11 protein-coding genes are annotated in these 11,812 nt (G+C 70.3%); 2 read left to right on the top strand and 9 right to left on the bottom strand.

Annotation, left to right across the window (positions count from 1 at the left end):
- Positions 1–951: hypothetical protein (locus tag ON26_RS33055; RefSeq protein ID WP_218000527.1), on the top strand; the 951-nt coding region annotated here is incomplete at its 5' end.
- A gap of 801 nt (positions 952–1,752) precedes the next feature.
- Here the strand turns inward: ON26_RS33055 and ON26_RS01340 are convergent.
- From ON26_RS01340 to ssd, 8 genes are all read right to left on the bottom strand, one after another.
- On the bottom strand, positions 1,753–2,574 hold the full coding sequence (locus ON26_RS01340) for an ABC transporter permease (RefSeq protein WP_040794086.1): 822 nt from the start codon (positions 2,572–2,574) through the stop codon (positions 1,753–1,755).
- Positions 2,571–3,389, bottom strand: coding sequence for an ABC transporter permease (locus ON26_RS01335; RefSeq protein ID WP_040794085.1), 819 nt, complete (start codon positions 3,387–3,389; stop codon positions 2,571–2,573). The genes ON26_RS01340 and ON26_RS01335 overlap by 4 nt, the downstream gene beginning before the upstream one ends.
- A gap of 5 nt (positions 3,390–3,394) precedes the next feature.
- Entirely contained in the window at positions 3,395–4,225 is an 831-nt protein-coding gene (locus tag ON26_RS01330) for an ABC transporter ATP-binding protein (protein WP_040794082.1), read from the bottom strand.
- Positions 4,226–4,240: 15 nt separating this feature from the next.
- Positions 4,241–5,338 (bottom strand): ABC transporter substrate-binding protein, encoded by a 1,098-nt coding sequence (locus ON26_RS01325; protein ID WP_040794081.1) that lies wholly within the window; start codon positions 5,336–5,338, stop codon positions 4,241–4,243.
- A 156-nt stretch (positions 5,339–5,494) separates the two neighbouring features.
- Positions 5,495–6,121: a type II secretion system F family protein gene (locus tag ON26_RS01320; RefSeq protein ID WP_040794080.1), complete on the bottom strand. Its 627-nt coding sequence runs from the start codon at positions 6,119–6,121 to the stop codon at positions 5,495–5,497.
- 4 nt (positions 6,122–6,125) lie between these two features.
- Positions 6,126–6,914 (bottom strand): type II secretion system F family protein, encoded by a 789-nt coding sequence (locus tag ON26_RS01315; RefSeq protein WP_040794079.1) that lies wholly within the window; start codon positions 6,912–6,914, stop codon positions 6,126–6,128.
- Positions 6,911–8,098 carry a TadA family conjugal transfer-associated ATPase gene (locus tag ON26_RS01310; RefSeq protein WP_040794078.1) on the bottom strand — a complete coding sequence of 396 codons (1,188 nt, stop codon included), beginning with the start codon at positions 8,096–8,098 and terminating at the stop codon, positions 6,911–6,913. Before ON26_RS01310 ends, ON26_RS01315 begins: the two co-directional genes overlap by 4 nt.
- The gene (gene ssd, locus ON26_RS01305) at positions 8,095–9,201 is read right to left on the bottom strand and encodes a septum site-determining protein Ssd (protein ID WP_051026485.1); all 1,107 of its coding nucleotides are present in this window, start codon (positions 9,199–9,201) and stop codon (positions 8,095–8,097) included. Before ssd ends, ON26_RS01310 begins: the two co-directional genes overlap by 4 nt.
- 388 nt (positions 9,202–9,589) lie before the next feature.
- Here ssd and ON26_RS01300 point away from each other — a divergent pair, with 388 nt between their 5' ends.
- The gene (locus ON26_RS01300) at positions 9,590–10,429 is read left to right on the top strand and encodes an HAD family hydrolase (RefSeq protein ID WP_040794083.1); all 840 of its coding nucleotides are present in this window, start codon (positions 9,590–9,592) and stop codon (positions 10,427–10,429) included.
- A 474-nt stretch (positions 10,430–10,903) separates the two neighbouring features.
- Here ON26_RS01300 and ON26_RS01295 read toward each other — a convergent pair whose 3' ends face one another.
- Positions 10,904–11,650 carry a Fic family protein gene (locus tag ON26_RS01295; RefSeq protein WP_040794077.1) on the bottom strand — a complete coding sequence of 249 codons (747 nt, stop codon included), beginning with the start codon at positions 11,648–11,650 and terminating at the stop codon, positions 10,904–10,906.
- Between the last annotated feature and the right edge of the window lie 162 nt (positions 11,651–11,812).

Raw genomic sequence — 11,812 nt, 5'->3', positions numbered from 1 at the left:
TCAGCCGAGTCCGGCTCGCCAGGCGGGTTCGGCATACCGACCGAGTCGGGCTCGGCGGCATTCGCCGTGGCCGCCGTCACGAGGACACCTGGGAGGCTGACCTCCGGTACTGCCGGCGAGGCCGGCACGGGCACTACAGCCGAGGTGGGTGCGGGCAGTCCGGTTTCGGGTCCGGGTTTCGCGGCCGCGGGGAGCACGGCGGCAGGTGACGACGGCGCAGCGGAGGCGGTCGTCCCCGAGCTCGCGCCGAACCGTGATCGGCACGCGGGACCGCATTGCCATGCAGCGCAGCGTGAAGGAGATCGCTCCGTGCTCGCTGCTCGGGGATCGGAAACCGCCATGGGGAGCGGCCTGACGGCACCGATTCGCGGCATCGGATTCGATGGGCCGGGCGCGTCGCTTTCCTTGGTCACGAGTAGGCCGGGATGCTCCGATGGGTGCGCACCGGGCGCGATCGGCGGGTGCGAAAGGGGCGGAGCAGCGGGGGAATCCGGGGATGCCGGAATCGAGGCGGACCGGGCGGCGGCGGCATCCGACTGTGGCGGCTGCCAGAAGATCGGAACCCCGATCGGCGGTTCGGTCCCCTCCGATCGCGGTGGCATCATCTCGCTCGGGCTCGTCGAGGACGCGCCGGGCGTCACCACGCGCAGGCTCCGCTGCACACGCGGGTTCATGGCCACGTTCGAGCTCGCTGCCGGCGTGTCGGCGACGGCATGCGTGCTTTGCGGCTCGGGCGCCTCCAGCGCCGGACGTTCCTCTGCCGCGCCGCCGATTGTCTCGCGATCGGGCTTGCTCGCCGTCGATCCGGCTTCGGCGACAGCGCTCGCCTGCGGGTCGGGAACCGGATCCGCAGCCGGCACGCGTGCGGAGGCGCTCGTCCCACCCACCTCCTCTACCGAGTTGCCGATGCTCACAGTGCTCGGACGGATGGGTTCGGGATCGGCGGCGTGACTGCGGCGGATCATGAGCAGGGTGCCGAGCCTTCGGGTTGTCCGGCCGGCCGAGTCGGTGATCTGCACGGGCTTTCCTCTCTTGTTGCTGTCTGCGCGGTCATATGGCTGTCCGGGATGTGGCACGCTCCGCGGCGGGGGCATCCGCCTAACGCTGGATGGGCGGGCCGAAGGGCCGGTCGGGCGGGGCACGGGTGGCCGGGGCGTTCGGCCGCGTCCGGAATCGAGTGCATCCGGCGTGAGGTCGCCGGATGCGGGTACTGGAACATCGGACGCCGTCGACCGGCTCGACAGAGGGAGACCCGGCACCGGGCGCGCGATGCCGACGACCGTTCGGGCAACCGGTCGGGCGATGCCACGGTGCGAGCCCCGCAGAAGGCTGCCGTCGCCGGTGGTCCGGGGTGCGGACGACTCGATCGGGCGGAAGGGGCCGAAGGGCACGGACCACGCTCGAACGGCGCGCCGATGGCAGGAGCGGTGGCAGCCGTGCGAAGTTCGCGGCGCGAACGGATATCGAGCAGAGGCGGTGACTGCGCGTGCGGCGCCGGCCCCTGCGTCGATGCTGCGATGCTTCCCGCGATACAGCTGCGAAGCCGCGCGAGGCATCGATGACAGGGCACGAAGCACCGGCAAAGCTGTTTGTCGCCCTTATACGAAGCGCGGCAACAGATTTCGCATACCCCGCCGGTGGCGTCGCGTCGAGACCGGGTTCCATGGACACCAGCGTCGCGGACGCGGCCGGCGACCGACAGCGCCCGATCGCCGATTGTGCACAACCCCGGGGTTGTGGAGAAACTCCCGACTACGCCTGCTTGCCCATCCCCATGCGCGCCAGCACCGTGTTCTCCACCAGTTGCACCACGTTGTAGAGCACCAGGGTGATCGCGGTGATCACCGCCACCGAGGCCCACAGCTCGTCGAATCTGGCGGCCGTACTGAACTTCTGGATGGATCCGCCGATGCCCTTGCCGGTGGACAGCCATTCGGCGAGCAGCGCGCCCGTCACCGCCCCGGGCACCGAGACGCGGGCGGCGGCGAAGATCGACGGAAGGGCGCCGGGGATGGCGACCTTGCGCAGGGCGGTCGCGCTGCCGCCGCCGTAGACCCGGACCAGGTCGAGGCTTTCCGGGCTCGCGCGACCGAGGCCGAACAGGACCGACGCCAGCGCGGGAAACAGCACCACGATGCTGCCGATGGTGGCGACCGATGCTGTCGTGCCCCGGCCGGTGATCAGGATGATGACCGGTGAGATGGAGACCAGCGGGACGCTGCGCAGCAGCAGCGCCAGCGGCATCACCCCGGCCTCGATCGCCCGCGACAGCGAGAACGCCACGGCGAGCACCACCGCGATCGACATGCCCACCGTGAAGCCCAGTCCGGCATCCTGCAGCGTCTGGATGGTGAGCGGACGGAGCGCGGCGCGGTTGTCGGCGGCGAGGTCGCCCGGTTTCGCCCCCGGCTCGTCGACGAACAGGAAGTCGAAGACGTCCACCGGCCCCTTGGCCACATACGGCGAGACCCCGGCGAAGCTGACCACGGCCTGCCACAGCGCGAGCACGATCACCACCGTCAGCATCGCGTCGAACAGCGCCCGGCCGATCACCCGTGCCATCGCCCGGTTCATGCGCGTCTCCGTCCCGCCACCCACGGGGTGACCATGCGAGCCAGCAGGCCGAACGCGGCGTAGCCGACCAGGGCGACCAGGGCGCAGAGCAGGAACACCGCCCAGACCCGCACCGAGTCCAGCTGGCCCTGCAACCGGATCAGCGTGATCCCGACGCTGCGGTCGGTGGCACCCATGTATTCGCCCAGGACGGCGCCGAGAAGTGAACTGGGCACCGCGATCTGGAGTGCGTTCATAATCGCGGGCAGTGCCGCGATCAAGCGGACTTTGTACAACTGCCGGAACCGGCCGCCACCGAACACCCGGACCACATCGAGGCTGGCCTGGTCGGCGGCCTTGAACCCGAGCAGCGCCCCGACCACGGTGGTGAAGAAGACCGACAGCGCGGCGAGGAAGATCGCCGTCTTCGATGGATCGCCGGGCGATTCCGCGCCGCCGAGCGCAACGATCGAGATGCCGCCCACCGCGACCAGCGGCAGACAGTAGGTCACCACGGCGATCTGGGTGACCACCGTCTCGACCCGGGGCACCAGCAGCACGGTGGCCGCGAGCAGCAGCGCCAGGCCGTTGCCCCACAGGAAGCCGACGACCGCCTCGTGGATGGTGACGGAGAAGAAGTCCCAGTACGCGGTGAAGCCGTCGTCGGCGATCCGGCCGAATACCGCCCACGGTGAGGGCACCGGGTCGTAGGTGGTGCCCTCGTCCGGCCGGAACGCGAGCACAGAGAACAACCACCAGCCGAGCACGAGCCCGACCGTGCCCAGGAGGACGGCGAGCCGGCCGGAGACCGGGCGGAATCGCACCGCGGCACGCATCGGGGTCACGACTCTGCGCCCGCGCGTCCGTCGGCCCCGAAGAGAATCTCCGACGCCTTGTCCACCAGCGCGTGGAATTCCGGCGTCCGCATCATCTCCGGGGTGCGCGGCCGGGGCAGGTCGACTTCGATGATCGCTTTGATCCGGCCGGGCCGGGGCGACATGACGGCGACCTGATCGGACAAGAAGATCGCCTCCGAGATGCCGTGGGTGACCAGCAGAGTGGTCGCGGGCTTCTCGGTCCAGATCCGCAGCAGTTCCATATTGAGGTTTTGGCGGGTCATGTCGTCGAGCGCGCCGAACGGCTCGTCGAGCAGCAGCACCGACGGCCTCAGCGCCAGCGCCCTGGCGATGGAAACCCGTTGGCGCATACCGCCGGAGAGCTGGGCGGGCCTGCTGTCCTCGAAACCACGCAGGCCGACCAGCGCGATCAGCTCTTCGATGTAATCCTTGTCCACCTCCCGTCCGGCCACCTCGAAGGGCAGCCGGATGTTCTTGCGCACGCTGCGCCACGGCAACAGGGCGTGGTCCTGGAAGGCGATGCCGAGTTCGCTGTCGCGGCGCAACCTATCCGGCGTCTTGCCGTCGACCAGCACGGTGCCTGAGGTGGGGCTCTCCAGGTCGGCGAGAATCCGCAGGATCGTGGACTTACCGCATCCGGAGGGGCCGAGCAGGGCCAGGAAGCACCCCTGCTCGGTGTGCAGATCCGCGTTCTCCAGCGCCGTGACTGTCCGGCCACGGCCAACGGCGAATGACTTGGTGAGCCCGGTGATCTGGATGCCGGTGCCGGACAGCGCTCGGGCGGCACCGGCCTCGGTGGTGTCGTCGATGGACATGAAGGCCTCCTGGATCTACGGCAGGTAGGTCTTCAGCTCGGGGTTCTCCGCGTAGATCTTCTCGATGATGCTGGTGTCGAAGAGTTCGTCGGCGGTGACCTCCCAGCCCGCGGCGGCCAGCGAGGCGATGGTCTGCTTCTTCAGCTCCTCGCTGATGGTGAACAGGCCGTTGGCCTCGGTCTCCGCGGTCGAGATGAGCAGGTTCTGCGCCTCGAGGCCGCGCTTGGTCTTCACCGGATCGAGGGCGCCGAAGGTGGACTCCAGGCCGTCCGCGTTATCCGAGGCCGCCTTGTTGTAGTACTTGGTCACCAGTGCCACGGTGTCGTCCAGCGGGTTGGCGAAGACCTCGGACCAGCCTTTGATCTCGGCGATCAGGAAGGCCTCGAGGAGTTCCCGGTTCTCGGCGAGGTACTGGTCGGTGACGGTGAAGGTCTCCGCGACGTAGGGCACCTTGTTGTCGGCGTAGGGCAGATTGGTGACCTTGCGGCCCGCCAGCTCGACGGTCAGCGCCTCGTTGGTCAGGTAGGCCATGAAGCCGTCGACCTTGCCTTCCATCAGCGGGGTCGGATCGAAGTCGACCGGCACCACCTCCACCTTGCTCTTGTCGATGCCGTTGGCGTTGAGAATCGCCTCGAAGACGCTGGCGTTGGAATCCTGGACGCCGATCTTCTTGCCCACGAGATCCTGCGGCGTGGCGATATTCGCGCCGTCGGTGAGCGAGAGGATCGTGAAGGGGTTCTTCTGGAAGGTCGCGCCGATGATCTTCAGCGGCGCGTCCTCGTTGGCGATGGCCGCGCCGACGGAGGCCGCGTCGCTCAGCGCCACCTGAACGGTTCCGCTGAGCAGTTTGGCCACGCCGGTGTCCGGCCCGGAGATGCCGTTGACAGCGGAGAACCCGGCCTCGGTGTAGTAACCCTTGTCGTAGGCGTAGAACTCGCCGGCGAACTCCTCGTTCTTGATCCAGGAGTACTGCACGCTGATCTTGCCGAGGCCGTCCGCGGCGTCCGAGTCGCTGCCGCCGCAGGCAGCGAGTCCGAGCGCGCCGAGCGCGGCGACCAGCGAGGCAGCGACGAGGCGGCGGCCCCGGTGGGGGGAACGATGGGACGTGGTCATGAATTCTCCTGCGTGAGCTGACAGTTCCGCCCGAGAGACGCAACGACAGTGCCTGGGCGTGCAGGTTATGAGACGAGCATTTCCACATGGAGACGTCCGGTTTCCTGATCGTAAATTCTCCGAAAGACCGTTCCCCGGAAGACTTCGGTGACGTATTCACAGCAGACCGCCGTCCAGCACCCGACCGGCGAGGCCGACGACCACCGGGACGATGCCGAGGCAGAGGAAGGCGGGCAGGAAACACAGGCCGAGAGGTCCGCTGATCAGCACACCGGCTCGTTCGGCGCGGGCGGCGGCCGCATCCTCGACCGCTCCGCGATGCTGTGCCGCGAGCTCACCGACCGCTTCGGCCAGGGAGGCACCCGACCGGGCCGAGCGGCGAGCCATCCTGGCCAGGGACTCGATCTCGGTGGCGCCGGGGCGGCCCGCGGCGTCTCGCGCGGCGCGTTCCCATGCGGTGGAGGCATCGGCTCCGAGGGTGAGCAGGTCGGCGGCCCGCAGGAGCGCCGCGCCCAGTTCCGTTGGCGCGCCCGGAGCTACCGCGGCAGCCGCGGCGGCCATCGGCAGGCCCGCGCGCAGGCAGGCGGCGAGGAGGTCGAAGACGGACGCGATCGACAGCGGATCGACAGCGGTGGGGCGCGGCGTGGACGATTTCGGCTGCGCCGGGACCGACGACGCAGCGATGCACAGGGTGTGGAGGCGACGGTCGGGGCCGGTGCGGGCCGGCCAGGACAAGACGGCGACGGCGAGCAGTGCGGCGGCGATTGCGCAGATTCCGGACATGCCCTCACACCATGGCCTTTCGGGTGATCGCGTCGGTCCAGAGCAGTCCGGCGCAGGCGAAGGCCGCACCGAGGGGCAACAGCACATCGCCCGCCGCCGTGGTCAGCAGTACGCGCAGCGGTTGCGCGCCCATGAGTTGGCCGAGGGCCAAGCCGAGCAGCGGTAGGCCGGACAGCACCGTCGCGGTCGCGCGCGCGCCTGCCATCGCCGCGGCGCTGCGATGGCGGAAGCGCACGCGCCCGGCGAGATCGGCGCGCGCGGCGCCGAGCAGCTCGGCCAGTGCCAGGCCGTGCCGTTCGGCGACCAGCCAGGCATCGGCGATGCGGCCCAGTTCCACGCCGATGACCGAATCGTCGTCGCGCAGACCGTCGGCGCCGGAGCCGCCCAGTCTGCTGCGAGCCGCGCTCACGGCAAAGGCCCTGGCCGCCGCACCGTCACCGGATTCGCGCGCGGCCACCTCGGCGGCGGCACTGGGATGCGCACCCACCCGCAACTCGCCCACCACAGCTTCCAGGGCGTCGAGCAGCCGGAGAGATGCTGCGGCATGCGCGCGGTCGCGGCGGGTGCGCCGGGCCCGGACGGCGAAGGTACCGGCCACCGTCGCCGCGGCGATCACGGGCCCGACGCCGGTCCACACCACCGCGGCGACGGCCACTCCGATGCAGGCGATACGCACAGTTCTGCTGGAGGACACCGGTGGCGCCGTCGCGAACAGGGCGGTGAACCGGCGACGCGCCACCGGAGCGGACGGCATCAGCAGCGCCACGGCCAGGCAGATCAGCGCGGGAATCATCCGCCGAGCCGTTCGACGAGCAGAGCGGTCAATCGTGCTGCGGCCGGGGCCGACTCGCCGTCCGCGCGCCAGGCCGCCGCGATGCGCACCCGCCCGTCCTCCGCGCGCTCCACGACGCCGATCTCGCGCAGCCCTCGTGAGCCGTCCGAGGCGCGGCGCACGTGCAGCACGACCTGGACGGCGGCGGCCAGCTGACTGTGCAGGGCGGCGCGATCCATACCGCCCAGCGCGGCGAGTGCTTCCAGTCGCGCGGGCACCTCACGGGGCGAGTTCGCGTGCACGGTCCCGGCGCCGCCGTCGTGCCCGGTGTTCAAGGCGGTGAGCAGGTCCACGACCTCCGCGCCGCGCACCTCGCCGACCACGATCCGGTCCGGGCGCATCCGCAACGCCTGGCGCACCAGGTCACGAACGGTCACCTCGCCCACACCCTCCACATTGGCGGTGCGGGCGACCAGCCGCACGACATGCGGGTGCGGCGGTGCGAGTTCGGCGGCGTCTTCCACGCAGACGATGCGTTCCGCCGGATCCACCGTCGCCAGCAGTCCGGAGAGCAGCGTCGTCTTCCCGGCCCCGGTGCCACCGACCACGAGGAACGCCAAGCGCGCGCGAATGATGTCTTCCAGCAACGCCTTCGCCGTGGCGGGCACCGCACCGGAAGCCGCCAGCGCGGCCAGCCCCTGGGTGGCGGGGCGCAGCACCCGCAGCGACAGGCACGTTCCGCCGTGCGAGATCGGAGCCAGTACGGCGTGCAGGCGGACGCCGAACGAGGGACCGAGCGCCGAACCGGTGCCGCTGAGCCTGCCGTCGACCCAGGGCTGGGCGTCGTCCAGACGCCGGCCCGCGGACAGTGCCAGTCGCTGCGCGAGCCTGCGCACCGCCGCCTCGTCGGGAAAGGTGACCGTGGTCTTCTCCAAGCCGCGCCCCCGGTCGATCCAGACCGCGTCGGGCGCGGTGACCAGCACGTCGGCGACCCCGGGATCGTGCAGCAGCGGTTCGAGCAGCCCCGCGCCGGTGAGTTCGGTCTGCAACAGCCGCAGCACGCGCAGCAGGTCGGTGTCGCCGAGCACACCGCCCGCTTCGGCGCGCACCGCGGCGGCCAGCTGCGCGGGATCGGGATCTCCGCTGTGACCGGCGATCCGCTCGCGCACGCGATCCAGCAGTTCGGCGGTGACCAGAGTGCTCATCGGATCTGCTCGGGTGCGTCGAGAACATCGAGCACCGCGGCGGCCGCGATGGCGAGCGGACCACGCCGCGACATGCGCAACCCGCCGCGCTCCAGGCGGGCGGGCAGCTCGGCCTGCGCGCGCACCGCGGCCAGCAGGGGCAGGTCGAGCACCTCGGCGATCTCCTCGCCGCGCAGTCCGCCCGGTGCGGGACCGCGGACCACCAAGCCCTGATTGGGATTTCGCGCCGAGATGTGAGCGGCGACCGATTCGGCGGCGGCCACGGCGCGCAGTCGCGCCGGTACGACGAGCACCACCAGATCCGCCGAATCGAGTACCTGATCGGCAGCGGGACCACGCTCGCCGGACAGATCGCAGATGACGAGATCGCCTGCGGCACGGCCCGCTTCGAGCACGGCATGGATGGCGCCGGCCCCGATGCGGCCGGGCAATCGACCGGCACCGCCGCGCCCGCAGGACAGCACCGCCAGCCCCGGCGCGGCGCTCGGCAGCGCATCGTGCAGTGCGTGCGCGGCGACCCTGCCGTCTTCGACGACCAGATCCGGCCAGCGCAATCCGACCGTGTTCTCGATGCCGAGCAGCAGGTCCACACCACCGCCGAAGGGGGCGGCGTCGACCAGGAGAACGCGGCGGCCCGGCGGTTCGCTCGCCGCCCGGAAGGCGGTCGCCGCGGCCAGCACCGAGGCGCCCGCACCGCCGCAGGCGCCCGCGACAGCCACCACGACACCATTCCCCGACCGCATTTCACCGTGTTCAGCAAACTTCTCGATAAGCCCCACCGCGGCGCCTGGAAGGGCGATCACCCGCTCCGCTCCGACGGCCGCCGCGGCCTGCCAGTCCACCAGGTCCGGTTCGCCGTCCGTGACGAGGACCACGCCTGTCCGGCGTTGTGGAACAGCGGCCGCGCACTCCCGGGCACAAGTTGTGTCGAGGATCACCAGGGGCGCCCCCGCCCAGCTGTGCCTGCCCACCGGAGGCTCGGATTCGACCAGGGTGTGCTGGGCCGCGGCAGCCACCCGGCGCACCTCTTCGCGCAGTCGATCGTCACGGATCAACACGAGTGCGGGCCGGGTGGAGGGGGACTCGACAGGGACGATGGGCATGTCCGTCAGCGTCGTCCGGCCGCCGGATCGACGACAGCACACGAATGCCGAATGTGGATAACTCACCCGCTGTGGAGAACCCCGCGGGGCCGGAAGTGCATCCATCCGGAAATAGAGGACGGCCCCAGCCGGGGGGGGAGGAGGCTGGGGCCGTCGGGGTTCAGCCCCGGGGGGTCGGGCTGAACACGCCTGGAACATGTCCAGGTGCCAGCAATACTACACCCATTGCCCGCCGCCGACGCAAGTGCAGCGCGCAAGAACTTTGCGACATACCGCCCCTCCGGCGTCTTGCGAGCAAACACCACCGAGGGCGCACCGGCCCGGTCGGGACGTGCGACGGCGCCCTCGTGCCTATCCTGAACAGGTGACGGCCGAGAACGACGAGCCCGTGGCCGCGGACCCCCGGCCGGCGCCCGCCTCCGCGCACCACCCCACCGGCGCGGCGCGCGTCGCCGCATTCTTCGATCTCGACAAGACGGTGATCGCCAAGTCGAGTACCTATGTGTTCAGCAAGCCGTTCTACGCCCAGGGCCTGCTCAATCGCCGCGCGGTGCTGGAGAGCAGCTACGCGCATTTCCTGTTCCTGCTCTCCGGCGCCGACCACGACCAGATGGAACGGATGCGCGAGCATCTGACCAAGATGTGCGCGGGCTGGGATGTCGAGCAGATCAAAGCCATTGTCTCCGAGACGCTTCACGAACTCGTCGATCCGGTGATCTACGCCGAGGCGGCGGACCTCATCGCCGACCATCGGATCCGCGGGCACGATGTGGTGATCGTGTCGGCCTCCGGCGAGGAGATCGTCGCTCCCATCGCGCGTGCCCTCGGCGCACAGCACACCGCCGCCACCCGGATGGTGGTGGCCGACGGCAAGTACACCGGCGAGGTCGAGTTCTACTGCTACGGCGAGGGCAAGGTGAGCGCCATCGAAAAGCTCGCGGCCGCCGAGGGTTACGACCTGTCGCGCTGTTATGCCTACTCCGATTCGATCACCGATCTGCCCATGCTCACCGCGGTCGGCCATCCCACCGCGGTCAACCCGGATCGCGGGCTGCGCAGGGAGGCGATCACCCGGGACTGGCCCGTGCTGACCTTCTCGAACCCGGTATCGCTGTGGGCGCGCTTCCAGTCCCCCTCGTCCACCACGGTGGCCGCCACCGCCGCCGTGGGACTGAGCGCATTGCTGGCCGGCGCGGTCAGTTACCGGCTGTTGCGGAAACGTCGCTGAGCCGGCCGACGCAGGTACGTCGAACTCACGAACGACACGAGGGGGCAGTGCTTTTTCCTGGCTTTTCAAGCCCCTTGAGTGATCTGGCTCACGGTGGTAGAAAGGTAGCTACGGAAGGCCGGATGGCCAAGACGGAGCCGGAAGAGAAGGCTCAGTCCCCCGCCCGACTTTCCCAGCACGGAGGCCAGGTACCCACGCGGAGCGCGCCGCTACAAGGGCAGCAGCGTTGTGGGTCTGCGTAGTTCGACTGCCGACGGCGAGAGCCTCGCACAGGTTGCGGGGATGAACCGGCGGAGTCCGAACGACCGCCGAGGCCATGGAACACAACCCCGATGAGCACGCCTGGTAACCAGGTGCTCCGTGTTCGGCGGGCGGTGAAATCGTCGCAGGGCGATCGCACCGCCCGCTTCGGTGTTTTCGGGCGGTCCCGTTGTCCGTGAGCATGTTTCGCAGCGACGCAGGTTTCCGCGCGGATCAACCCGCGGCGGAATCGGCGATGGAGGTCGCTTCCCGCGCGCCGTCCTCCAGGGCACCGCAGCACAGGATGACCCAGCCGCCGACGCTGTGCGGATCGCCGGTGCCGAACGCGGCCGCGGCATCCAGATATGCCTTCCTGCGCCGCAGCCAGAAGACTTCCGGCACGCCGAGACTGTGCGGGTCGAGCCCGCTTGCCACCGTCACCAGTCGCGACGCGGCGCGGGCGACGATGCCGTCCGCGCTGCCGAAGGGTCGCAACGTCAGCAGTTCGCCGTGCACGACGGCGGCGATCACCGGCGCGGGCGCGCGGGTGGCCTGTACGGTCTGCACGAGCAGGTCCAGGCGTTGCGCCACACCGGGTTCGGGGCGCGGCCTGCCCAGCGACAGCTCGTCCTCGACGAGATCCGCGGCGGCCAGCAGGTGCAGCCGGGCCAGCGCCTGCAGCGGGGCGCGCTGCCAGGTGACGGTCAGATTGCGTAGCGCGTCGCCGTCGAGGGCCTGGCCGACCCGCAACGAACCGGCCAGGATCGGGTCCTCGACCCGGCCGTCGGCGGGGATGTCGGTGCCGCCGCCGTCGATCGCGGCGGAGGATCGGGCGGCCCGGACAGCGGCCTCTGCGGCGGTGGTCGGCCAGCCGCGCCGGTTGGATTTGTGCCGGTGCACAGCCGCCAGCGCGTCGCGGGCGCGGTCGGCGGCATCGAGCACACCGGGCAGGTCGACGAGGGGCTGCAGCGGATCGGTCACGGGGTACGAGGCTACTGACGGGATCGCGGGCGATGCGGCGGGGCTCGCGATCCGAACCCACACCTGACGCGGCGTGGATCACAGTTGACTAATCTCGGACGCGGCCGTGCCGACGCGAGAGAAGAGATGTGATGTCCGAAACCACCTCAGATCATCGAGAGA

The sequence above is a fragment of the Nocardia higoensis NBRC 100133 genome, assembly GCF_000308595.1.
Classification (GTDB): domain Bacteria; phylum Actinomycetota; class Actinomycetes; order Mycobacteriales; family Mycobacteriaceae; genus Nocardia; species Nocardia higoensis.
Note: the sequence above shows the minus strand (reverse complement) of the source record. Positions and strands in the feature narration are given on the sequence as shown.

Excerpts from the sequence above, each read along its gene's own strand:
- ON26_RS01330 (WP_040794082.1), bottom strand. The coding sequence starts at position 4,225 with ATGTCCATCGACGACACCACCGAGGCCGGTGCCGCCCGAGCGCTGTCC.
- ON26_RS01310 (WP_040794078.1), bottom strand. The coding sequence starts at position 8,098 with ATGAGCACTCTGGTCACCGCCGAACTGCTGGATCGCGTGCGCGAGCGG.
- ON26_RS01320 (WP_040794080.1), bottom strand. The coding sequence starts at position 6,121 with ATGTCCGGAATCTGCGCAATCGCCGCCGCACTGCTCGCCGTCGCCGTC.
- ON26_RS01325 (WP_040794081.1), bottom strand. The coding sequence starts at position 5,338 with ATGACCACGTCCCATCGTTCCCCCCACCGGGGCCGCCGCCTCGTCGCT.
- ON26_RS01335 (WP_040794085.1), bottom strand. The coding sequence starts at position 3,389 with ATGCGTGCCGCGGTGCGATTCCGCCCGGTCTCCGGCCGGCTCGCCGTC.
- ON26_RS01315 (WP_040794079.1), bottom strand. The coding sequence starts at position 6,914 with ATGATTCCCGCGCTGATCTGCCTGGCCGTGGCGCTGCTGATGCCGTCC.
- ON26_RS01340 (WP_040794086.1), bottom strand. The coding sequence starts at position 2,574 with ATGAACCGGGCGATGGCACGGGTGATCGGCCGGGCGCTGTTCGACGCG.
- ssd (WP_051026485.1), bottom strand. The coding sequence starts at position 9,201 with ATGCCCATCGTCCCTGTCGAGTCCCCCTCCACCCGGCCCGCACTCGTG.